This is a genomic window from Bradyrhizobium sp. 44 (assembly GCF_023073095.1).
Classification (GTDB): Bacteria; Pseudomonadota; Alphaproteobacteria; order Rhizobiales; family Xanthobacteraceae; genus Bradyrhizobium.
Genome location: NZ_JADPIY010000016.1, coordinates 991,360 through 1,012,208 on the forward strand (window position 1 = coordinate 991,360; position 20,849 = coordinate 1,012,208).

Consider the following 20,849-nt stretch of genomic DNA (forward strand, 5'->3'; position numbering starts at 1 on the left):
AAATCAGCCGGCGAAATTTCAATGCACTTTCACCGCAAATCCAGTGGCGCACACGCGCCATTGGCAGTGTGTGCGGGGCGGTCTGCTGCCGCAGCCTATTGCGTCGCGAGGCGCTTTCCGGCCTGCTCGGCCGGCGGCGTGAAGAGCGATACTGCGGTGCCTTCGGGGTCACGAAACTGGAACGTCCTGTTGCCCCATGGCATCGTTTTCAGCTCGTGCACCAGCGTGACCTTGTCTTTCAGGCGCTCATAATCCGCATCGATGTCCTCAACCTGAAACTCGATCACGGCGGTCCGATTGGCGCCGGGCTCGGCACTGTTTTCTTTCCAGAGCGCGACCGTCTCGGCTGCGCCGATTGCCAGGTTGGCGCCCGGCGTCACGATCTTGGCGAACACCGGCGCGAGCCATTCGGCGGAAACTCCGGTGATCATTTCGTAGAACGAAACCATGCTTTTGATGTCGGTGGCGATCAGGCGAGTGGAGGCGAACTTCATGGCATGTCCTTTGGTTGACCGCAGATTTGAGCGGCATCGCGGGGCTCGTCGCACACCGCTGCTGCCACCCTGATGTCAGCAGTCACGACGCCGCGCCGAGCGTGCGAACTAAGGGCATGAATTGCGATGGCAGTGCTCAAGCGCTAGACCACGAGCCCCTTCACGCGATGCTCCCCACAGCGCGAACCGGGCGGTCAGAACGGTGACGCAACCGCAGAATTGGCCACCTCACTCACGGGTGGATAGGCTTGTGTAGCCGCTCGCAGATGAACTCCTCGCGGCAATGACGCGACTAACGGACATGGCCAATATCCTAGGTGAGCTTCTGTTTGCACTGATCCGCTCGATTGTTGCTGGATGGGCGTATGCGCTCTGGGTCAAACTGGCGACATGGCTCGAGCCGAAAATCCAACGGCGTTGGGTGAAGCTTGCCGTAGGGGGCCTCCTCGGCTTGGCAGCTTATTTTATGATTCCGATCTTGATGGGGCTGTTGGGCCCTTGAACACAATGAAATCCGTTCTCATCGTCGCACTGGCAATCGGGGCGCTCGTCTCGACGGTGCTGCTCGTCATGGAGCAGCTCACCGACTACTCCATCGCTGTGATGGCATGGGAGATGCCGGGCATATCCGCAGCCTACCTTTTCTGGGGAGCGGTTGGCAGTTCCGTTTTCCTGGGCGTCGCCATCACTTGGGCCGTGAATGCAATCGTTTACGGCGCGCCCGCCTTCGTTGTCCTTACAGTCGTCAAGCTGGCAATTCGCGGTCTGCCGAAGTGATCTGGCAATGACCGTGGGGTCAGATCTTGGCCTATGCGTCGGGAATTACGCATTACGGTGACACGCAGTTAACTGCGTGATTGCGGTGCTGTTCGCGAGCACCGACGGCTACCTTACGGGATAGTGCACTGACGCCGCAGGTGCCAACGAAACGCATCACGCTTAACGTTTGTGAATGCCGCGTTGGCCGAACGCCTGCAATTTTCCAGTATTGGCGGCACTTCAGATCATCGGTGGAGTCAGGCTCTCCCGTCTCGCGGGACGGAGCGTGCATGCCTCGATCGGCGTCCGCCCGCCAACACGACTAGCCGTATTCATTATGAGTTTGAGGACAGGTGATGTTGCTTCTGGAGGAGTTCAACGAACGAACGCTGTCGCACATGGACAGGGCGCTGGAGCGCGTCAGCGAGATGATGCCTGAGGTGATGGAAGCCTACACCGCGCGCCGGTATGTCGCCGAACGGATCATCCACTGCGCCAAGCACGAGACACGCGAGATCGACGGCCTCGTCGCGGCCGGCCGGCGTGCGGTCGCTGAGCTGGCTGTGAGGGTCGTCGAAAGCGATTAGCTGTCTGGCCGCGAACCTGCCGCAGAGGACCGCGCTCGCCGGCGATGATTGGTACAAATTGGCGCTTGGCGACGGGCGGCCTCCCTGTCAGCCGCCGCCCATCTTTCGGGTTTCGAAATGCAGCGCCGTTTACTTCTCGAGCCCGGCTTTCTGCCGCATCGTGTCGATCAGCTCTGACGCCTCTGCCTTGGTCAGATCCTCCTTGGGGAGGGGCTTGTGGGCCTGCTCGGCGAGGGTCTTGAGATAGGATTCCTGGGCGCCGGTCATCGGGTCGTCCCCGGAGACCCAATCCTTCGGGTCCTTTTGGGTGTTGCCTGCGGTGTTGCCAGCCATCTTGTTGTCGGTCACGGCGATCTCTCCTTTTCAGGCTCAATGCCGACTGATGTTTTTTGTTCCTTATTTGTTCGTGGCCCATGACGCAGCCAGGGCCGCACTTGCCCGGATTCAGGGTCGGGAGATGATCACGGAACGGCCGGCAGCGATCGGCGTCTGCGCATCAGACTTAGCTTGCGCCCCCAATCGAGGATCGGTGCCTCAACGGCGACGTGCAAGGCGGCGGCGAGACCGATGGAGAGCAGGATGCCCGCGATGATTGTCCCGACGGTCGACAGAAGCCACAGTCCGTCGAAGCTGGCGATCCATTTCACCACCAGATAATGGACGATATACAACGCGTACGAGATCTTGCCGAGCCATTGCAGGACCGGTGAGAAGGATCGCCCCTCGATCTCGACAGCGACCACAGCATGGATCAGCAATCCCGCGCCGAGGCCATAGGTCAGGACGCGCGCGAATTGCGGGTCGGCCGCGCCGCGCACGAAAATCCAGTACCACCCGGCCACGAACAGGCCCGCGGAAACGGCGGGGAAGTGGCGCGAAAAGCGCAATCGTCGGCTTCTCTGGAGATAGGCGATGACAACGCCGGCACCGAATTCCAGCACCAGCGGATGAAAGTAGATCCCGGCCTCCAGGCCGAAGACGAGGGCAAGAATGACCAGGGCGAATCCAGCGAACAAGATCTCGAACAGCCGGTCCGGCTTGATCGCCAGGACGATGGCGACGGCGACGTAGAAGTGCAGTTCGAAAGCCAGCGACCAGGCTGGGCCAAGGTACCAGTTCGGATAGGTCCATGCGAAGATGGTTCCGAGATCGAGAGCGGGGCGGTCGCCCGGCGCCAGCGCGATCCAGGAGGAGCTGACAAACGCCGCCAGCAACACCAGCCAATAGAGCGGGAAAATTCTGAGGGCCCGTCTGAAAGCGAAATCCAGCGGGTTGTGTTGTGCCGTCGCGGTGGTCGCGATGATGAAGCCGGAGATCACGAAAAAGATGTCGACGCCGCTCGCAAGTATCGTCAGCGCACCCTCGGCAAGCTCCGGCCCGACCATGTCGGGTCGCGCACTGATCGCGTGTCCGCAGACCACCGACAGCGCAGCGACGCCGCGCATCGCCTGTACACCCGCGAAGATTCGCACCAAGCCTCGCCACGTTCATTCCAGAATAGTGCAATTTAGGCGAGAAACCCATTAAGGAACAGTTGCGCGGATGCGATAGAATGGGTGTCGGATGCGTTAGGGTGAGGCATGCATCTGAGGCGGATTGATTGCTGTGCCCTTCCTCCAAGGCACGACCACAGGAGCACTCCCTAGCGCTTTGCTTCCTGCTTGCCCCGCCTGATTTCCTCTGCCTCGTCCACCAGCTTCAAGGCGGCGCCGTCGTAGCTCAGCTTCAGCCCACGACCGACGGTCCATATCCATCCCTCGCGGGCATCCCCGGTTGGCTGGGCGTTGAACTGGTCGGATATCGATTTGACGGCAGCGTCTTGGGGGCCCGGATTGCTCAACTCCGCGTTGACGCGCCAGATGGGATGTTTGGGGTCCGGATTCTTGGGGTCGACGTCGTCGGCAAAGATCGTGACCTTGGCGCCGTCGACTGCGCATTCGAGGACGTAGGAATCGCGAAGCTGACGGCAGCGGTAGCGACGTTGCGTGATGAGCTTGTTGGTCTCGTCGAATGTCATGCCGGGCGAAAAGCCGAGGATGTCGGACTTCTGCACGAGTGCCAGTGACGCAGGCTTCAGAAAGCTCGGCTGGACCGCCACGAGAACGGCCGCGGCAACAACGATCACGCCGGCGACAACAATGGCAATCTTCATCAGCCCCTCGTAAGAAACGTCCGACCATACAACAGCCGGAGCGTTCTACCAGCATCGCGCTGCATGGTTCGAGACGTCCGCTGTCGTTGGAGGATCGCACCACCGAAAGATCGCATGGTCACATATCGCCTGGTCATGAACGTGAAAAACCGCCCCTGACATGACCAGCGGCGGTTTTAGCAAACGGGGTTTTCGAAACGCGGTCTAGTGACCGGTGCCGGGCTTCGTCGTCTTCGGCGGCTTGCCATCTTCGATCCGGCCTTCATTGCGCAAGTCGCGACCTTCCTGGGCTTTCTTCTGGCTCTCAGGGGACTTGCCGTGTTCGTTCATCTCTTCCTTGATGAACCCGGCGCCTTCCTTCACTTTACCTTCAACGCTCATGACGATCTCCTTGTCCTGGTAATAGGTCAACTCGCGCGAGACCTGACCGTTCCGGTGCGCGCACCTATGTGAGGAGTGCAGTATTGAGGGTGCACTTTGTAAGGGTACACTTTGTAAGAGTGCACTTGCCGGGAACAGGTTAGTTGTCAGCGCGTACCGATGCGTTGATGTCGCGGGCAGAAACCGGAAAAATGCGCCGCGTCCAACATCCCCATTGCGTCCGGTTGTCACCCGGCAGTGCGTTGGACAACGCGGCTTCGGGCGACAGGTTTCCATCGGGAGCCGTTATGAAATGGCCGCGCCGCCTTTTGGAAAGCGACGCGGCCAAGAGGCAAGCGATATAGGAAACCGGCTTACTTCATGTTGCTGCGAGTCTTGGTGCCGCCCTGGTCGCTGCCGGGGCCGGAGCCGCCCTGGCCGGAGGCGTCGGGCCTCACCATTCCGCCCTTGCTCGTGCCGTCATGGCTCATGCCCGTCGTGCCCCTCGTCATCGTGCCCTTGTCCGTGTTGTTCATGCCGGGCTTCTGCATGTTGTCCGACTGCGCGGCGGGGCCGGTCTGGGTCTGGGCAAAGGCAGAGCCGCACATGAGGCCGAGGGCGGCGGTCGCAATGATGAACTTCTTCATCTCAAACTCCTGGTTGGTTGAGTAAGCCAACGGGAGCGCAGAAGCCCTGTTCCTAAAACAGGGCGTTCCAGAGTGCAAAAATTCTCGTCTGCGCGCGAACCGCTATCGACTTCGCTTGAAAGCGCTCTAAGCCGCAATCCGCTGGTCGGCCGGACCCGTCAAGTGCTTGAGCACTTCCGCATGCTCCAGGTCTGGAACCGCGATGGCGGTGTGGCTGTAGCTCGCATGGGTTCGTGATTTTGCAATCTGGTCCAGGATCTCGCCGCCCTTGATGACGTGGAGGCCCATGCCCTCTCCGGACGGGAAGATCGCGAGCACCACGTCATAGGCCGTGATGACGGCGCGCAGCGCTTCGGCCTTGTCTTCGGCAATTTCGACGAACACGCGAACATCGGCCGCGAGTTCACGCAGCTCGTTAAAATCCAGCACTGTGGGTACTCCAACGCAACGATACTGAGAGGAGCTTGGAGGGGTTAGGTTACCGAAGTCTCAACGGCGCATGCCCGGCAACAGGTTTCTCGACCGGGCGCCCCCCGCGAGGCGATAGACAAGCGGGCATTGCCGCCTGCTCGGCAATGCGCCGGCACGGAAAGAACATCTGGAACGGGGAGGGACGAAGCGCGCCTCATACCCCTAAGGGCGTCACACGATGCGCGCGTGACTTTATGCGCGCTTTACTTGGCGTATCCCTGGGATCGGAGCCACGCGATCTTGCGGTCGCCGTTGATCCAGTCGTCGGCATCTGCCTTGCTGGTGAAGCCCTTGATTTCGCGCTGTTCGCTGTCCGGGTAATCCGCCAGGATTTTCCAGTCGTTGTCTGCAATGCGGACGGTTTTGAAGGTCACTTTTGTTTTTGCCATGCCGCATTATGCAGGAGATGACCTGAAAAGAGAACCTGCCTTGTGACGGTCACCCGCGCGGCCCCAGGCGCAGACCTGGGGGCCAGCCTGATCGGCATTGCGCGGCCGGGTCCCCCAGAAAAGGCGAAAGCCCCGCCTGGGGGAAGCGGGGCTCTCTGATGGGGGTGAAGCTTGGGGACTTCAAAGAGTTAGACGCCTCAGGAAGAAAATGGTTCAACGCGGAAACGGCGCAAGCTGCGGCATCTTTGCCGGGGCGTCCGGGCTCCCCCAGAACCCCCTGCTTGCGTTTTGGGCGTCGATGGGTTCTAAGCCCCGTCACTTCATGAAAGTTGGCATGAATCAGAAGCGCGTTGCGCGGTTGGACCGCGTCCTGAGCAAAGCCTGCTCGCGCGCACAGAAGGAAATTCAGACATGGCGAAGATGACCAAGACTCAGTTGATCGATGCAATTGCCGAGGGTACGCAGCTGTCGAAGAACGACGTGAAGTCGGTCATCGAGTACATGGCAACCGTCGGCTACAAGGAGCTCAACGAGTCCGGCGAGTTCGTCATTCCCGGCTTCGTCAAGATGTCGGTTGTGAACAAGCCGGCGACCGAAGCCCGCATGGGCGTCAATCCCTTCACCAAGGAGCCGATGCAGTTCGCCGCGAAGCCGGCGAGCAAGTCGGTGAAGGCCTCGCCGCTGAAGGTGGCCAAGGACTCCGTCTAAGGGCTCGCCAAGGGCTCGCGTTTTCGTTGTGGACCCTCTTTTTCGCGGAGTGCTGCCGCGGAGTGCTGCAATGACCGCTTGCTTGTGCTGAACCAATAAGGAACTCTCTTAGGGAACTCTCGGGCGTCGTCAGGCTTTGCTTCCGAAAGGGAGAAATCACATGACTGGTCTCAGTGAAGTAGAGATTCGAAACCGCGCCTATCACCTCTGGAAGGAGGCCGGCGAGCCCGCGGGCACGATGGACACCTTCTGGTACGAGGCCGAAAAAGAGCTTCTCGCCGAGCGGACCAAGCAAAGCGAAGTCCCGCCCGGGATGACCGACAATCTGCCGGTCTGACTTTGCCGGTCTAAGAGCGGACAGAGGCGAGCGTCGACAGTTCTCAAAGCAGCCACCCGGCGTAACGCCCGGGTGGCTGCTTTGCTGTTCGGGCCATCGCTTGGATGGCGGCCTCAAAGAAAAACCCCGGGCTTAGGGACCGGGGCTCTTCAAGCTGGTCGGCCGCGTCGCGACATGCCGCCAGCACCACTGAATTCGGTTTGACAACGCGAGACGAAAAAATTCGTTCCGGCGGCTACTCCGCCGACACGGACACGGACACGTCGACGATCGCCGGCGTATCGACCTGGCGCTCGCGCCAGACGACGAGATCGCATTTGGGATTGAGCCACTGATACTCGGAGCCGCGCGCCTTCAGATGCGCGAGCGCTGCATCATGTGCGGCGGTCTGATCCGGCGCCTCGACCATGATTTCCACGGTCTCCTCGATCTGACGCACCACCTCGACGGCGTAGTATTTTCTGGTCACGGTCCCTCGCTCCGGAATGACTAACGGGGAGGGCCATGGCGCGTTCCCCAAAAGAAAAACCCCGCGCTTTCGCACGGGGCCTTCCTGGCTGGCTGCGATGGGATTTCAGCGCCGCGCCGCCGGCCGCGTTCTCGAACTTAAGGTTGAAAACCCAAAAAGCAACCGCGCCGACGCGCGGAAGGCTCAAGGCGATGTGCCCGGCGAATTTCGCGGGAGGGGCTGGACTTTCTGTTCTTAGTTTGTTCTAGTGAAGCATCTCTTTTGGCGGCGACCATTTGGTTGGAGGTCCCCATGACTGTCGAGAAACAACGCGAAGTGATCAGGCTCTGGAATCAGCTCAGGAAGCTCGAAGGTCCGGCCGCGGAAGAACTCCGCATCCAGATCCTCGAATGCTTTTCGGAGAAGGATCTGTCGGGGAAGGAGACGGTGAAGCGCGCAGCGTGATGAGCGTCGCACTACGTCGACGATAACAGGCAATCGCGCCTGCCTTCACCGATCGTTAGGAATCGTTTTGCGCTGATTCCTCGACTCCGATTCGTTCTTTGCGAACGAAGTGGAGTCGGATGCAGAACAAGCCGTGGCTTCTGTGTCGATGCGGGACATGCCCTCTCTGACCCAGCCGGCGTGATGCTTGGCACAGTCCCGTTGGCGTCTCCTCGCTATGAGATCAGGCGAGGGAGACGCGACATGGATGCGTGCTGGTTTATCGAGATGTTTGCCGAGATCGCAAAAGTGTTTTTGTACGACCGGCATCCGCGCTTGCGCAAAGGCAGGCCGTCGGTGCCGCAGGTGCAACCGCGATCGAAATCCGATGACGCGATGTGAGCGCGCGACCGTTTGCGATGATGCGATCGCTTGCGCACAAACGAAGAGTTAAGACTTGCTTCGCGCCGATTTCTGCGATTCCGATTCGTTCTTCGAGAACGAAAGGCAGGTGAAGCTGGAACAAAGCCGGACGGCGGATCGCCACAAGCTCCGCAGCCTCGGCTTCGCGCGAGGTTGAGACGGCTCGCCGAGTTCTGAAGGCGCTTGGCGAACTCCTAACGGAAGCTTGCCGCGAAGCCGATAACCCTATTCGGTTAGATTAAAAACCCAATCGCGTTGCGCTTGCCGCTGCTTGGGATAGGTGTGTCTGGCGACGTCTGGAAACGACTTTGCCAACAAGCGACTTTGGCCAACAAGCAATTTTGCCAAGAACGAATTCATGACACCTTTTTCACAACCGAGCTTTTATCAAGGCGACCGCCACACCTACCGGCGCGTCGCCATCGTCGGCACGCTCTTTTGTCTGGCGTTCGTGGTGATCAGCGTCTCGCTGCGGCCACAGCTCGAGGACACGCGTGTCGCGGTCAAGGCCGACAGGCTGATGCGCACGGCGGGCCAGCCACCTCACACGAATTAACGGTCGTCGCCGGAGATCTGATGGTCGGCGCAATTCCCTGGGCACGCGGTGCCATGTGAGGCGAGCGCCACGAAACCGGCATAACCGGACAGGTTGAGCAGGACTTCGAGCCAAACGGGCATGTCGGCCTCTTTTCTCCTTGAAGGCTACGCCAACGTGCGCGCGAAGCGCATGTTCCCGGACAAGACGGACCGGCGCCTCAAAGCGGGGTGGTGGGGTCGAGCCGCCGGCCGAGGGCGCCTACGGACTCGCTCGACGGGTGTTCCTTAAGGAACTCGGCAATGGCCCGCGCCAACTCGCCGTCGCTCATCGGCGTCGGCGGCGGGCGCAGCGTGCCGACACCGAAACTGCGGACGATCTCGTCGTAATGCTGATCGCCCGATCTCGGAACCAGCCTGCGGATACGGGCCAGCAATCTGGATATCGGCACTTTATCCTCCTGGACGCTCCCCGCTGGCAGCAATTGTGCTGCGTTGCCAATTTGCTGTCCGTGAAACTGAAAACCCCGCCAGCATTGGTGATGCTGACGGGGTCTTCGTGCTGTTGCCTCAACCGGATGGCGGAGGCGTCCGCACTTGAACAAGCAATTCGCGGAACGCGCGCCTGTTCCATGCGTGGCGGATTTAATCCGAGCTCGGTTCCACAGCCTTGCGCGCAACCATCTCACCGCGCCGGCGTTGTCTATGCGAGATACGAAGGAGGAGATTCATGATGAGGAAGACACTGGCAGTTCTGGCTACCGTTGCGGCCGTCGGCGTGACCGCGGTCGCGGCGCCTGCGCCTGCCGAGGCGCGCGGCCGCGGCATCGGTCCGGGCCTCGCATTCGGCCTCGCTGCCGGCGCCATCACCGCGGGCGCCGTCGCCGCGTCCCATCCTTACGGCTACGGCTACGGCCCGGGGTACGGCTACTATGGCCGCCCCGCTTATGCTTACGGCCCCGGTCCGTACGCCTACTACGGCGATGGACCGTACTACCGCCGCCACCATTATTACCGTCACTGGTAACGGCTGACCAAATGAAAAGCCCGGAGCAACGCTCCGGGCTTTTTTCATGCTCGGTGATGTGGTGTCGTTACGGCCAGAGCGAGGGCCGCTCCACCTTGCGCGCGTTGTCGAGCGTCGACACGAAATACTCGTCACGCTCGCGCTTGAATTTTTCCTGGGTGGCACGGAAGGCGGCGACACGGGCGGCGATCTCTTCGCGTTCGCGGATTTTACGTTGTTCGTCCTCGGTCATTTCAATCCCCTCTGCACGTGAGTATGTGTCCTACTGAACTCAAGCACTGCCGCCGCAATCACGTTGAGTCGCGTCAACACATGCATTGGCGCTTCTGATTGGGGCGTCAATGGGGAGGAGGCATTGCAGGATTGTGATAAGCGAGGGGCGGAAAAAATTGCCGACCACGTCGTGCGCCGCGGTGGATAACCGCGTCAACAATCTTGTCGCTTGCGCATGTTGCAGCTAGCGCAAAAACAAATCGGCAAAACCGATCGGCCAAGCCAATCGGCAAATCAAAACGGGAGGCCGCGTTGATTGCATCGTATCTTCGCAGCGGCGTCGAGCGTCTCGGCGACATGATCGCCGAAGCCAAACGGATCGTGCCGTTCACCGGCGCCGGCATCTCGACCGAGTGCGGCATCCCCGACTTCCGCTCGCCGGGCGGAATTTGGACCCGCAACCGCCCGATTCCATTCGACGAGTTCGTCGCCAGCCAGGAGGCGCGCGACGAATCCTGGCGCCGGCGCTTCGCGATGGAGGAGGTCTTTGCGGCGGCCCGGCCCGGCCGCGGCCATCGCGCGCTCGCCTCGCTCTATCGTGCGGGAAAGGTTCCCGCGATCATCACCCAGAACATCGACAATCTGCACCAGGCCTCAGGCGTCGCGAGCGACCACGTGATCGAACTTCACGGCAACACCACCTATGCGCGCTGCATCGGATGCGGTCAGGCCTATCCGCTTGATTGGGTCAAGCGCCGCTTCGACGAGGAGGGCGCCGCGCCCAACTGTACCGTGTGCGACGAGCCGGTGAAGACCGCCACGATCTCCTTCGGCCAGATGATGCCGGAGGACGAAATGCAGCGCGCGACTGCGCTGTCGCAAGCTTGCGACCTCTTCATCGCGATCGGTTCCTCGCTGGTGGTATGGCCGGCCGCGGGCTTTCCGATGATGGCGAAGAGATCAGGCGCACGTCTGGTGATCGTCAATCGCGAGTCCACCGAGCAGGACGACATCGCCGACCTCGTGATCCGCCACGACATCGGCGAAACGCTCGGGCCCTTTGTCGGTAATTGAGGCAGCAATTTGATTCGCGGCTATGCAAGCTGTTCATAGGTTCCGCCGAATCTCTTTTTTGTCTATGCGTCGCAACCGGGAGTGTTATCTTTTGAGTCGAAAGATTCGCGTCGCGTCGAGTTGAGAAGATTCTCTAAAGACGCGTGATTCGGCGCCGCCATTCAGGCGGGTTGCATGGCATGTGTGGGGTCCGGGGTTATGGGGTCGTCGGACGGATTTGAGTCCAAGAAGGTCGGAGTTCCCGCGGTGGGCGAACACGGCGGTGGCGGTCGCGACAGCGCACTCAGTCCGTTCACGGGACTTGGTGAGAGCAGCGCCAACCTCGTCGAGGTTCACGGCGTCATCAAATGGTTCGACGCCTCAAAGGGCTACGGCTTCATCGTTCCCGACAATGGCTGGCCCGACGTGCTCCTGCACGTTACCGTGCTTAGGCGCGACGGCTTCCAGACCGCCTACGAGGGCGCCCGCATCGTCGTCGAGTGCATTCAGCGCGCCAAGGGCTACCAGGCGTTCCGTGTGGTCTCGATGGACGAATCCACGGCGATCCATCCGGCGCAGATGCTGCCGCCGCGCACCCATGTCACGGTGACCGCGACCAGCGGGCTGGAACGGGCTCAGGTCAAATGGTTCAACCGGCTGCGCGGTTTCGGCTTCCTGACCTGCGGCGAGGGCACGCCCGACATCTTCGTGCACATGGAGACGCTGCGCCGCTTCGGCATGACCGAGTTGCGGCCCGGCCAGTATGTCCTGGTCCGCTTTGGGCCCGGCTCCAAGGGCATGATGGCGGCCGAGATCCATCCCGAGACGGGATCGCCGGTCTCGTCCCACTAATTTCATTCCCGCGATCGTGAGCAGAGGCGCGCTGGCTGACCGGCGCGCCTCTGGCTTTTCCGGCGACCGCCACGTAAGGACTGGTCCAGTCCCACGCCTCGAGAGCCATCCATGAATTTCGATCGAAAGGCCGTCTTCGCCGTTGCGAAGGGCTGGCTTGCCGCCATCCTCGTCATCGCCGGCTGTGCCGTCGCGAGCGCACCCGTCCGCGCCGCCAGCTTGCAGCCGCTCGAGATCGTCACCAGGAACGGCGTGCAGGTGTTCTCGGTCGAGATCGCGACCACCGAGGAGGAGAAGCAGACCGGCCTGATGTACCGCAAGGAACTGGCGGACGGCAAAGGCATGCTGTTCGACTTCAATCCCGAGCAGGAGGTGTCGATGTGGATGAAGAACACCTACGTCTCGCTCGACATGATCTTCATTCGCGCCGACGGCCGCATCCTGCGCATCGCCGAAAATACCGAGCCGATGTCGACAACGATCATCTCATCCAGGGGGCCCGCGCGGGCCGTTCTGGAGGTGGTGGCGGGGACGGCGCAAAAATATGGTATCCGCGCCGGCGACCGCGTCGGCCACCCGCTGTTCGGCAGCAAGTAGGCGGGCAAGGGGCTATTGGCAGGGCCATTGCCCCCGTCCTGACGGTCTTTTGGGAAGCTTGCTGGCGCCTTTGGAAGGCTTGCTGGCGCTTTGGGAAGCGTGTATCGACGGGGCTCGCCGGACATTCGGGGTATAGCGCAGCCTGGTAGCGCGGCAGTTTTGGGTACTGCAGGTCGTTGGTTCGAATCCAGCTGCCCCGACCAGTCCGGAGGTGGGTCGGAACGGCACCAGAGAACAACAGCCATTCGGCGAGGCGCCAGGCGATCCAGGCGAGCGCGGTTTCCAGCCGAGCGCGGCGATCCAGGCCAAGCCGACAAGGCGCGTTCGATGCAGATGCCCGGAGCTGCCAAAGCCTTCCTAACCCTCAACGCTCAATCCCTGCGCAACGCGACTTCCGCGCGATTTTTCAAGGCATTGGGCGGCTCGGAAGGCGCGGAAATCATAAAACTTTGTCGAACCTTTAGGCGTCGCCCTAGACATATAGGTGTTGGGGGATTTCAGCGCCCAATGCCTAACGGACGCCGCCAAGCGATGATATTCCGCTTGCGCGGCGTTACGCTTTTCCAACCATCAGTTCGTCGCGTACCAGCCGAACGGAAACGGCAGGAACGGCCAGGCCAGCTGATTGTCGTTGGCGACCTTCCGCGGCTCTTGCTCCGGCGTCTTGGCGGGCAGAGCAGGCGGCGTCGAATGCAGCGCCAAGCGCAAACATGCACATTGCAAATTCATCGTGGTGGCCCCCGCCCATCAATCGTTTTCAAAAATTCGCGTCAGCCTGGAAATCACCGCGCGTCCTCAAAACGACGCGCTCATTCTCAAATCGCACACAGTCTAGGAAAATCGGCGAGCGCTTTCAACCGGTCTTGCCACGCGCTCACAGGAAGTAAGGTTGACCGGTTAGGTTAAGGGCGAGCGGTTGTTGCGGCCGCTTTCGCGGCTGTTATCAGATCGGTCCGGCTCGCGATGGGTTGCCTGAATTCGTGCTCACACGACATCACAGTTCGTCGCAGTGCTCGTATCCTGTGAGTTCTGCATCATGTCTTTCGATCGCAACGTCCGAACCACCGGTCCGCAGGCGAGCTGGACCGAGATCTGGCACCTCTGGACCGTGCTCGTGCCGCGCCGCTCGATCAACGGGCAGCTCGTTTACGGCAAGGTCTGGCGCCGCCACGACGGCCGCGACTGGATCTACAAGAAATTCACCGAGTACGATAGCGAAGCGGCGGCCTGAAGCGGCGTCGCTGTCGTCCGGCGCGGTATCGCTGCTGCCCTTCAAGCGGCCTTTGCGGCCGCAGGCTTGGGCGGCGGCGGCTTCAGCGGCTTGTCCTGCTTCTTCGACCAGGAGATGTAATAGGCCACCGTCGTCATGATCGCGATGCCGGCGACGCTGACGAAGATCTGCGCAAATAGCGAGCCCGAGCTCATCGACAGCTCGAAATGACCGACGAAGGACAGGAACACGCCGACGCAGAACACGGCGAGCGACTGCTGGCCGCACACGATGATGGGGTCGAACCCTTTCCATTCCAGGCCCGGCCAGTCCTTCGGCACGAAGCGGATCACCAGGATCACGATCACGACGAAGTGGATGAAGCGATAGGGCGCGAGGTTGGTCTTGTCGTTCGGGTTGAATGCCGAGAACAGCCATTCCGGGAACATGCCGCCGAGGGTCGGGAAACGACCAGCCATGGTCATGACCAGCGCGAACAGCATGTAACCGAGACAGAGCCACAGCGTGACCGGCGCGTTGATCAGCGTCATCGAGCGCCGCGCGCCACCCATGGCGCACCAGGCGCCGAATACGAATAGCACCTGCCAGGCATACGGGTTGAAGTACCACTGGCCGGCCGGATAGGCGGTCAGGTTCAGGCCGAAATGCCGGGCGGCGAGCCACAGCACGATTGAGAGCGCCATAGTGAGGTCTGGCTTGCGCAGCATGAACCAGAGCACCGGCGGAAACAGTCCCATCAGCACGATGTAGAGTGGCAGCACGTCGAGATTGAGTGGCTTGAAGCGCAGGAACAGGCCCTGGCGCAGCGTCTCGGTGGCGTTGTCGACCAGGCCGGCGACGTTGAACTCGTTGATCATCTCTGAATCGCCGAAGCGCAGCGCCAGATAACTGATCGAGGCGATGTAGATCACGAACAGGATGATGTGAGCGACGTAGAGCTGCCAGACCCGCTTGGTCAGCCTGGTGGCGCCGACCAGGAAGCCGCGCTCGAGCATCATCCGCGCATACACGAAGGATGCGGTGTAGCCGGAGATAAAGACGAACAGATCGGCGGCGTCGGAAAAGCCGTAATTGCGGGTGGTGATCCAGTTCACCACGTTGTCGGGGATATGGTCGAGGAAGATCGCCCAGTTCGCAATGCCGCGAAACAGGTCGAGCCTGAGGTCACGGCCCTTCTCGGGGAGCGTGGCGTTGATGTTCAGGAAAGACATGCGACGGGAGCTTTCGGAGGGGACGGACAGGGAGATGTCAACGAAGCAGGGCCGCCGGGCGAGACCCCGGCGCGGAAGGCGGGTACGCAATTGTCACGATGCAGCATAATGATTATACCCATCGGCGAGCCATCCCGGGGGCCGGAATCACCGATCAGTTCCCAAAAGGTGTCTCTATACTATGCCCGCGGTTTCCACCAACTGCTACCGTGACGCATCGAAATCGGACGAAAAGACGAACAAGAGGCCCGGACCATCCATGACCGCACGCATTTTCAAGCCCGCCAAGAACGCGATGCAATCCGGCCGGTCGAAGACCAAGGAATGGCAGCTCGACTACGAGCCCGAGCAGCCGCGCGCGGTCGAGCCGCTGATGGGCTGGACCTCGTCCGGCGACATGAAGCAGCAGATCACGCTGCACTTCCACAGCAAGGAAGAGGCGGTCGCCTATTGCGAGCGCAAGGGCATCGCCTACCAGGTGATCGAGCCGAAGGAGTCGGTGCGCCGTCCGGTCGCCTATGCGGACAATTTCTCGTTCCGCCGCGGCGAGCCCTGGACGCATTGAAGGCGGGCCACGCGTCGAGACTCTCGTCGCGCCCGGGCTTGCCGTCTTCGCTGAAGCTTCGCCGGCCCAACACCGAATGCCCGGCAAGCCTTGGCGGAAGGGTCGCGGGCATCTACGTTTTAGCCTCCGCGTGAAAAGGCGCGGACGGCCGGGACAAGCTCGGTCAATCACGCCGGTTCTTCCCATGGTCCTGCGCTTGGCAGCCACTCCGCCCCGTGCTTCGCTGCCGCGCAAGACAGGCTCATGGCGAGGTGGGGTATGGCGGGGCGTGACCAGCTCGACGGCGTCGATCTGAAAATACTCTCCGAATTGCAGCAGGACGGGCGGGTTCGCAACAACGAGCTGGCGCTGCGCGTCGGGGTGTCCGGGCCCAACTGCGTGAGGCGGCTGAAATCGCTGTTCAGCCGCGGCGTGATCCGGGCGGTGCGCGCCGTCATCGACGAGCGGCTGCTCGGCTATGAGGTGGTGTCGTTCGTCTCGATCCAGCTCGGCAGCCAGGCCCAGCCGGTGCTCGCGGCGTTCGAGAGCTCGATCGCCGCGATCCCGCGCATCCAGCAGTGCTGGCGGATTTCGGGCGACACCGACTATCTTCTCAAATGCGTGGCGCCGAGCGTCGAGAGCATGCGCCAGCAGCTCCTGCATTTCGCCGCGATGCCGAACGTGAAGAACGTCCGGAGCTTCCCGGTGCTGGGTGTGGCGAAGGACGTGCCGCTGCCGTTGCAGGAGATCGCGGCGGCAGGATAGTTCGGCGGGGACGGGTGCCAAAGCGTGGCGGGCACAACGACATCCAAAACTCCGAAGGCGCGAGAGTGATCCCCTTGCCGGGATACAGGTTCGGATAAGACGGATAAAACATAAGTAACTCACCTAACTGTGACATGTTATTTGGGAAGTTCTGCAATGCGTCGAGCCGTGATTGCCGGTTCCTGGCGCCGGCCTACATGCGAGCTGTGAACCTCAGCCTGCGTCGCATGCCGAGGCCTCTTTTGTGGGACCCTGAAGCAGGAAAAGACAACATGACCCCGACCTCGAAGACGTTCGTCGCATCCGCTGCGACGCTGTTTGCATCTGCGTTTCTCATGATGACCGCGCCGGCTGCCCAGGCAGAAGACTACTGCATCACCAATGGCGCCCAGGCCGCACACGGCTGCGGCTATCCGACGATGGAGGCCTGCCGGGCCGCGGCCGGCGGCATCGGCGGCTCGTGCTCGCAGAGCGGCGGCGCGAAGACTTCGACCGACGCGCTTGCCTTCCAGCCGAAGCAGACGCAGTCGCGCACCAAGCTTCGCCCGGGTGGGCAGACCAACTCGAACTGATCGAGACCGGTTTCGAAATGTTGCGGCCTCTGAGTTGGATCTCGGAGGCCGCAACAGCATGACAGCCCGCGCGTCAGCGATACCGTCAGCGATACCTGCCGCGAAACTCGCGCGGTGAGGCGCCGGCCCAGGTGCGGAAGGCGCGGGAAAAGCTCTTCTCGTTGCGGAAGCCCGCGATCTCCGCGATCCGCTTGATCGGGTTACGACCGCGCATCAGCTCCTGCTTGGCGAGCTCGAACTTTGCCTCTTCCTTGAGATCGCGCAGCGAGGTCGCTTCATCGCGCAGGCGCCGATGCATGGTGCGGGTGGAGAGCGCCAGCTCGCTCGCGACATCCTCGGCTCCGAGGCTGCGTCCGCGCGCATTGCGGAGCACGCGGCGAACGCGCTCGACCAGGAGCCGGTCGCGCCGATAGGGTAGTACGGTCAGCCGCAGCGCGCCCTTGAGCATGTTGTCGAGGTCCGCCGCGCTACGGGTGAGCGGCAGCGACAGATAATGCTTGTCGAAGGTGATGGAAGCTCGGTCCGCATCGAAGCGGATGTTTCGGCAAAAGATGGTCGGATAGACCGAGACGTGGCCGGGCTCGGGGTGCGGAAATTCCGCGGCGCGGAGCGCGATCCTGGAATCCACGGCCCAGCAGGAAAAGCCGAGAACATAGCGGAGCAGGGTGACCAGGCAGAATTCGCGCAAAGGCCCGAGGTCGCGCAGCTCGCGGATGGACACGACGGCGGTCTCCTCGCCGACGGCGAGATCGAGCAGCACGTCCTCGGTCAGCAGGCGGTGGTGCCGGCACCAGCGCTTGAGCGCGACTTCCAGCGTCGGGGCGGTGATCGAGGCGCGGCACAGCATGCCGTAGGTGCCGAAGGGCAGCCGCCGCGAGAACCAGCCGAGCGCCTCGTCATCGAGTTCGCGCATGGCATGACCCGCCAGCGCCTCGAACTGGCCGGCCGTGACCCGCCCATCCGGAGAATTGACAAGGTCTGGCGTTACCTGACCCCGGCTCAGCGCCTCGGTCGGATCGCGGCCGTAGCGTTCGTAAGCGGCAACGACGCCGCGGACGAAGGCGGTAGGGGTCACGGCACGGCGCGGGATCGCGGTTGCGACTTGAAAAGGCATCGGACATCCTCTGGAAAAATCCTCGCCAAGTTTGGCGGAAAATGCAACCTTTTCGACCGCAGAAGGGCCCCGATGCCGCTAGGTTTGGTCCCCAAAATACGGAGGAATCGCCTTGAATATCCCGAGCATCGATTTCGATCTGGGCGAAGACATCAGCATGCTGCGCGACACGCTGCGCGCCTTCGTGGAGGCGGAGATCGCCCCGCGTGCCGCCGATATCGAGAAAGCCAATCTGTTCCCGGCGGACCTCTGGAAGCGCTTCGGCGACCTCGGCCTGCTCGGCATGACCGCGCCGGAGCAATATGGCGGCTCCAACATGGGCTATCTCGCCCATATCGTCGCGATGGAGGAGATTTCGCGCGGCTCGGCCGCGGTCGGGCTCTCCTACGGCGCGCACTCCAATCTCTGCGTCAACCAGATCCGCCGCAACGGCAATGATGCGCAGCGCGAGCGCTATCTGCCAAAGCTGATCTCCGGCGAGTTTGTCGGCGCGCTCGCGATGTCCGAGCCCGGCGCCGGCTCAGACGTCGTCTCGATGAAGCTGCGCGCCGACAAGCGCGGAGACCGCTACGTACTCAACGGCTCGAAGATGTGGATCACCAATGGCGGCGATGCCGACGTGCTGGTGGTCTACGCCAAGACCGATCCGGAAGCGGGCCCGCGCGGCATGACCGCCTTCCTGGTCGAGAAGGGGGCCAAGGGCTTCACCCACGGCCAGCATCTGGACAAGCTCGGCATGCGCGGCTCCAACACCTATCCGCTGTTTTTCGACGAATGCGAGGTGCCAGAGGAGAACGTGCTCGGCAAGGTCGGCGAGGGCGTCAGGGTGCTGATGTCCGGGCTCGACTATGAGCGCACGGTCCTCTCGGGCGGGCCACTCGGGATCATGGCGGCCTGCATGGACGCGGTGGTGCCCTACATGCACGAGCGCAAGCAGTTCGGACAGCCGATCGGCGACTTCCAGCTCATGCAGGGCAAGCTTGCCGACATGTATGCGACCTGGCAGGCCACGCGCGCCTATGTCTATGCGGTGGGGCGTGCCTGCGACCGCGCCGATCACGCGCGCAGCTTGCGCAAGGACGCCGCCGCTGCGATCCTCTATTCCGCCGAGAAGGCGACGTGGATGGCGGGTGAGGCGATTCAGGCGCTGGGCGGGGTCGGCTACACCTCCGAATTTCCGGTCGGGCGTCTGTGGCGCGATGCAAAGCTCTACGAGATCGGCGCCGGTACCTCGGAGGTCCGGCGCATGCTGATCGGTCGCGAATTGATGGCTGAGACGGCTTAAAACCTTCACGCAATTGGAATCAACATGCCGCTCCATTCCAGCATCGATACGTCTTCATCGGACTTTGCCCGCAATTCGGAGGCCATGCGCACCCTCGTCGCGGATCTGCGCGAAAAGCTGAGCCAGGTCGCCGGCGGCGGAGGCGAGGTCTCGCGCAACCGCCACACCTCGCGCGGCAAGATGCTGGCGCGCGAGCGCGTCGACCTGCTGGTCGATCCCGGCACTGCGTTCATGGAGCTGTCGCCGCTCGCGGCCTATGGCCTCTATGGCGGCGACGTGCATTCGGCGAGCGTCGTCACCGGGGTCGGGCGCATCGCGGGCCGCGAATGCGTGATCGTCGCCAATGACGCCACCATCAAGGGCGGCACCTATTATCCCATGACCGTGAAGAAGCATCTGCGCGCGCAGGACGTGGCGCGGCAGAACAATCTTCCCTGCGTCTACATGGTCGATTCCGGCGGCGCCTTCCTGCCGCTGCAGGACGAGATCTTTCCGGACGAGCGTCACTTTGGCCGCATCTTCTACAACCAGGCCCAGATGTCCTCGCAAGGCATCCCGCAGATTGCGATCGTGATGGGCTCCTGCACCGCTGGCGGCGCCTATGTCCCCGCGATGTCGGACGAGAGCATCATCGTGCGTAACCAGGGCACGATCTTCCTCGGCGGGCCGCCGCTGGTGAAGGCGGCGACGGGCGAAGTGGTGACCGCGGAGGAGCTTGGTGGCGCCGACGTGCACTCGCGGCAATCGGGCGTGACCGATCACTATGCCCAGAACGACGCACACGCGATCGGCATCGCCCGCCGCATCGTCGGCACGCTGAAGCCATCGGTACGACCGAACCTCAACATGCATCCGCCGCGTGATCCCTTGTTCGCGGCGGAGGAGATTTACGGCGTGGTGCCCGTCGACGGGCGCAAGCCGTTCGACGTGCGCGACATCATTGCGCGCGTCGTTGATGGTTCCGAGTTCGACGAGTTCAAGAAGCTCTACGGCACGACGCTGGTCTGCGGCTTCGCCCACGTCTGGGGTTTTCCGGTCGGTATCATCGCCAACAACGGCATCCTGTTCAGCGAGAGCTCGCTGAAGGGGGCGCATTTCATCGAGCTGTGCTGCCAGCGCGGCATTCCGCTGGTGTTCCTGCAGAACATCACGGGTTTCATGGTCGGCAAGAAATACGAAGCCGGCGGCATCGCGCGGGATGGTGCGAAACTCGTGACGGCGGTCGCGACGGCGTCGGTGCCGAAATTCACCGTCGTGATCGGCGGCTCCTACGGCGCCGGCAATTACGGCATGTGCGGCCGCGCCTACTCGCCGCGCTTCCTCTGGATGTGGCCGAATGCGCGCATTTCGGTGATGGGCGGCGAGCAGGCCTCGATGGTGCTGAGCCAGGTCCGGCGCGACAATATCGAGGCCAAGGGCGACAGCTGGTCGAAAGAAGAGGAAGATAAATTCCGCGAGCCTATCCGCGCGCAATATGAGAGCCAGGGGCACCCGTATTACGCGACCGCGCGTCTCTGGGACGACGGCGTGATCGACCCGGCCGATACAAGGCTGGTGCTCGGCCTCGGCCTCTCGGCGGCGTCGAATGCGCCGATCGAGCCGACGAAATTCGGCCTGTTCAGGATGTGATGC

Annotated in this window: 32 protein-coding genes and 1 tRNA gene; 18 read left to right on the forward strand and 15 right to left on the reverse strand. The window is 62.1% G+C overall.

The window, feature by feature from the left end:
- Positions 1–95: 95 nt before the first annotated feature.
- Positions 96–494 (reverse strand): VOC family protein, encoded by a 399-nt coding sequence (locus tag IVB41_RS21305; protein WP_027569922.1) that lies wholly within the window; start codon positions 492–494, stop codon positions 96–98.
- A gap of 301 nt (positions 495–795) precedes the next feature.
- Here IVB41_RS21305 and IVB41_RS21310 point away from each other — a divergent pair, with 301 nt between their 5' ends.
- The 3 genes from IVB41_RS21310 to IVB41_RS21320 all read left to right on the forward strand — a co-directional run bounded on the left by IVB41_RS21310 (position 796) and on the right by IVB41_RS21320 (position 1,840).
- Positions 796–996: a hypothetical protein gene (locus IVB41_RS21310; RefSeq protein WP_247434546.1), complete on the forward strand. Its 201-nt coding sequence runs from the start codon at positions 796–798 to the stop codon at positions 994–996.
- A 5-nt stretch (positions 997–1,001) separates the two neighbouring features.
- Complete coding sequence (locus IVB41_RS21315) at positions 1,002–1,271, forward strand: hypothetical protein (RefSeq protein WP_247286148.1); 270 nt, start codon at positions 1,002–1,004, stop codon at positions 1,269–1,271.
- A gap of 338 nt (positions 1,272–1,609) precedes the next feature.
- Entirely contained in the window at positions 1,610–1,840 is a 231-nt protein-coding gene (locus tag IVB41_RS21320; protein ID WP_027569924.1) for a hypothetical protein, read from the forward strand.
- Positions 1,841–1,969: 129 nt separating this feature from the next.
- On the opposite strand, the gene IVB41_RS21325 is transcribed toward IVB41_RS21320, so the two are convergent.
- The 7 genes from IVB41_RS21325 to IVB41_RS21355 all read right to left on the reverse strand — a co-directional run bounded on the left by IVB41_RS21325 (position 1,970) and on the right by IVB41_RS21355 (position 5,859).
- The gene (locus IVB41_RS21325) at positions 1,970–2,173 is read right to left on the reverse strand and encodes a DUF3072 domain-containing protein (protein ID WP_051462968.1); all 204 of its coding nucleotides are present in this window, start codon (positions 2,171–2,173) and stop codon (positions 1,970–1,972) included.
- A gap of 128 nt (positions 2,174–2,301) precedes the next feature.
- Entirely contained in the window at positions 2,302–3,312 is a 1,011-nt protein-coding gene (locus IVB41_RS21330) for an acyltransferase (protein WP_346770856.1), read from the reverse strand.
- A gap of 170 nt (positions 3,313–3,482) precedes the next feature.
- On the reverse strand, positions 3,483–3,992 hold the full coding sequence (locus IVB41_RS21335; RefSeq protein ID WP_027569927.1) for a hypothetical protein: 510 nt from the start codon (positions 3,990–3,992) through the stop codon (positions 3,483–3,485).
- A gap of 204 nt (positions 3,993–4,196) precedes the next feature.
- Positions 4,197–4,373 (reverse strand): hypothetical protein, encoded by a 177-nt coding sequence (locus IVB41_RS21340; protein WP_007610124.1) that lies wholly within the window; start codon positions 4,371–4,373, stop codon positions 4,197–4,199.
- Positions 4,374–4,726: 353 nt separating this feature from the next.
- Positions 4,727–4,999 (reverse strand): hypothetical protein, encoded by a 273-nt coding sequence (locus tag IVB41_RS21345; RefSeq protein WP_027569928.1) that lies wholly within the window; start codon positions 4,997–4,999, stop codon positions 4,727–4,729.
- Between the two features lie 126 nt (positions 5,000–5,125).
- Positions 5,126–5,428: a hypothetical protein gene (locus tag IVB41_RS21350; RefSeq protein ID WP_007610128.1), complete on the reverse strand. Its 303-nt coding sequence runs from the start codon at positions 5,426–5,428 to the stop codon at positions 5,126–5,128.
- Positions 5,429–5,673: 245 nt separating this feature from the next.
- Entirely contained in the window at positions 5,674–5,859 is a 186-nt protein-coding gene (locus tag IVB41_RS21355; RefSeq protein WP_007591378.1) for a hypothetical protein, read from the reverse strand.
- 411 nt (positions 5,860–6,270) lie between these two features.
- Here IVB41_RS21355 and IVB41_RS21360 point away from each other — a divergent pair, with 411 nt between their 5' ends.
- Positions 6,271–6,567, forward strand: a complete 297-nt coding sequence (locus IVB41_RS21360; RefSeq protein WP_007591377.1) for an HU family DNA-binding protein — start codon at positions 6,271–6,273, stop codon at positions 6,565–6,567.
- A 160-nt stretch (positions 6,568–6,727) separates the two neighbouring features.
- Positions 6,728–6,904, forward strand: a complete 177-nt coding sequence (locus IVB41_RS21365; RefSeq protein WP_084462276.1) for a DUF2934 domain-containing protein — start codon at positions 6,728–6,730, stop codon at positions 6,902–6,904.
- A 235-nt stretch (positions 6,905–7,139) separates the two neighbouring features.
- On the opposite strand, the gene IVB41_RS21370 is transcribed toward IVB41_RS21365, so the two are convergent.
- The gene (locus IVB41_RS21370) at positions 7,140–7,373 is read right to left on the reverse strand and encodes a hypothetical protein (protein WP_247434549.1); all 234 of its coding nucleotides are present in this window, start codon (positions 7,371–7,373) and stop codon (positions 7,140–7,142) included.
- A 291-nt stretch (positions 7,374–7,664) separates the two neighbouring features.
- On the opposite strand from IVB41_RS21370, the gene IVB41_RS21375 reads away from it, so the two are divergent.
- On the forward strand, positions 7,665–7,817 hold the full coding sequence (locus IVB41_RS21375) for a hypothetical protein (protein ID WP_197031199.1): 153 nt from the start codon (positions 7,665–7,667) through the stop codon (positions 7,815–7,817).
- A gap of 760 nt (positions 7,818–8,577) precedes the next feature.
- On the forward strand, positions 8,578–8,775 hold the full coding sequence (locus IVB41_RS21380) for a hypothetical protein (protein WP_247286143.1): 198 nt from the start codon (positions 8,578–8,580) through the stop codon (positions 8,773–8,775).
- On the opposite strand, the gene IVB41_RS35640 is transcribed toward IVB41_RS21380, so the two are convergent.
- Together IVB41_RS35640 and IVB41_RS21385 are read right to left on the reverse strand one after the other, a co-directional pair.
- A complete protein-coding gene (locus IVB41_RS35640) occupies positions 8,772–8,897 on the reverse strand; it encodes a hypothetical protein (RefSeq protein WP_106943514.1) in 126 nt (41 codons plus the stop codon). The genes IVB41_RS21380 and IVB41_RS35640 overlap by 4 nt on opposite strands.
- Positions 8,898–8,974: 77 nt before the next feature.
- Entirely contained in the window at positions 8,975–9,205 is a 231-nt protein-coding gene (locus tag IVB41_RS21385; RefSeq protein WP_247434553.1) for a hypothetical protein, read from the reverse strand.
- 281 nt (positions 9,206–9,486) lie between these two features.
- Between IVB41_RS21385 and IVB41_RS21390 the strand changes: the two genes are divergently transcribed.
- Positions 9,487–9,780 (forward strand): hypothetical protein, encoded by a 294-nt coding sequence (locus IVB41_RS21390; protein WP_035975008.1) that lies wholly within the window; start codon positions 9,487–9,489, stop codon positions 9,778–9,780.
- Positions 9,781–9,847: 67 nt separating this feature from the next.
- Here IVB41_RS21390 and IVB41_RS21395 read toward each other — a convergent pair whose 3' ends face one another.
- Positions 9,848–10,012 carry a hypothetical protein gene (locus tag IVB41_RS21395; protein WP_007610153.1) on the reverse strand — a complete coding sequence of 55 codons (165 nt, stop codon included), beginning with the start codon at positions 10,010–10,012 and terminating at the stop codon, positions 9,848–9,850.
- Positions 10,013–10,305: 293 nt separating this feature from the next.
- Between IVB41_RS21395 and IVB41_RS21400 the strand changes: the two genes are divergently transcribed.
- The 4 genes from IVB41_RS21400 to IVB41_RS21415 all read left to right on the forward strand — a co-directional run bounded on the left by IVB41_RS21400 (position 10,306) and on the right by IVB41_RS21415 (position 12,698).
- Positions 10,306–11,067, forward strand: coding sequence for an NAD-dependent protein deacetylase (locus IVB41_RS21400; protein ID WP_247434556.1), 762 nt, complete (start codon positions 10,306–10,308; stop codon positions 11,065–11,067).
- A 198-nt stretch (positions 11,068–11,265) separates the two neighbouring features.
- Positions 11,266–11,898 (forward strand): cold-shock protein, encoded by a 633-nt coding sequence (locus IVB41_RS21405; RefSeq protein ID WP_018457757.1) that lies wholly within the window; start codon positions 11,266–11,268, stop codon positions 11,896–11,898.
- Between the two features lie 111 nt (positions 11,899–12,009).
- Positions 12,010–12,495, forward strand: a complete 486-nt coding sequence (locus IVB41_RS21410; RefSeq protein WP_247434561.1) for a DUF192 domain-containing protein — start codon at positions 12,010–12,012, stop codon at positions 12,493–12,495.
- A gap of 126 nt (positions 12,496–12,621) precedes the next feature.
- A tRNA-Pro gene (locus IVB41_RS21415) sits at positions 12,622–12,698 on the forward strand.
- 367 nt (positions 12,699–13,065) lie between these two features.
- Here IVB41_RS21415 and IVB41_RS35645 read toward each other — a convergent pair.
- Positions 13,066–13,197 (reverse strand): hypothetical protein, encoded by a 132-nt coding sequence (locus IVB41_RS35645; RefSeq protein WP_256374433.1) that lies wholly within the window; start codon positions 13,195–13,197, stop codon positions 13,066–13,068.
- A 334-nt stretch (positions 13,198–13,531) separates the two neighbouring features.
- Between IVB41_RS35645 and IVB41_RS21420 the strand changes: the two genes are divergently transcribed.
- Positions 13,532–13,726 carry a hypothetical protein gene (locus IVB41_RS21420; RefSeq protein ID WP_027569933.1) on the forward strand — a complete coding sequence of 65 codons (195 nt, stop codon included), beginning with the start codon at positions 13,532–13,534 and terminating at the stop codon, positions 13,724–13,726.
- Positions 13,727–13,767: 41 nt separating this feature from the next.
- On the opposite strand, the gene IVB41_RS21425 is transcribed toward IVB41_RS21420, so the two are convergent.
- Complete coding sequence (locus IVB41_RS21425) at positions 13,768–14,937, reverse strand: OpgC domain-containing protein (RefSeq protein ID WP_027569934.1); 1,170 nt, start codon at positions 14,935–14,937, stop codon at positions 13,768–13,770.
- A gap of 259 nt (positions 14,938–15,196) precedes the next feature.
- Between IVB41_RS21425 and IVB41_RS21430 the strand changes: the two genes are divergently transcribed.
- The 3 genes from IVB41_RS21430 (at position 15,197) to IVB41_RS21440 (ending at position 16,818) form a co-directional block, all read left to right on the forward strand.
- Positions 15,197–15,502 carry an ETC complex I subunit gene (locus IVB41_RS21430; protein ID WP_007591346.1) on the forward strand — a complete coding sequence of 102 codons (306 nt, stop codon included), beginning with the start codon at positions 15,197–15,199 and terminating at the stop codon, positions 15,500–15,502.
- Positions 15,503–15,760: 258 nt separating this feature from the next.
- Positions 15,761–16,246: an Lrp/AsnC family transcriptional regulator gene (locus IVB41_RS21435; RefSeq protein ID WP_007591345.1), complete on the forward strand. Its 486-nt coding sequence runs from the start codon at positions 15,761–15,763 to the stop codon at positions 16,244–16,246.
- Positions 16,247–16,518: 272 nt separating this feature from the next.
- Positions 16,519–16,818: a DUF3551 domain-containing protein gene (locus tag IVB41_RS21440; protein ID WP_027569935.1), complete on the forward strand. Its 300-nt coding sequence runs from the start codon at positions 16,519–16,521 to the stop codon at positions 16,816–16,818.
- Between the two features lie 85 nt (positions 16,819–16,903).
- On the opposite strand, the gene IVB41_RS21445 is transcribed toward IVB41_RS21440, so the two are convergent.
- A complete protein-coding gene (locus IVB41_RS21445) occupies positions 16,904–17,932 on the reverse strand; it encodes an AraC family transcriptional regulator (protein ID WP_247434564.1) in 1,029 nt (342 codons plus the stop codon).
- Between the two features lie 112 nt (positions 17,933–18,044).
- Between IVB41_RS21445 and IVB41_RS21450 the strand changes: the two genes are divergently transcribed.
- Positions 18,045–19,217: an isovaleryl-CoA dehydrogenase gene (locus IVB41_RS21450; RefSeq protein ID WP_027569937.1), complete on the forward strand. Its 1,173-nt coding sequence runs from the start codon at positions 18,045–18,047 to the stop codon at positions 19,215–19,217.
- A 24-nt stretch (positions 19,218–19,241) separates the two neighbouring features.
- On the forward strand, positions 19,242–20,846 hold the full coding sequence (locus tag IVB41_RS21455; RefSeq protein WP_247360988.1) for a carboxyl transferase domain-containing protein: 1,605 nt from the start codon (positions 19,242–19,244) through the stop codon (positions 20,844–20,846).
- The last annotated feature ends 3 nt before the right edge of the window (positions 20,847–20,849 follow it).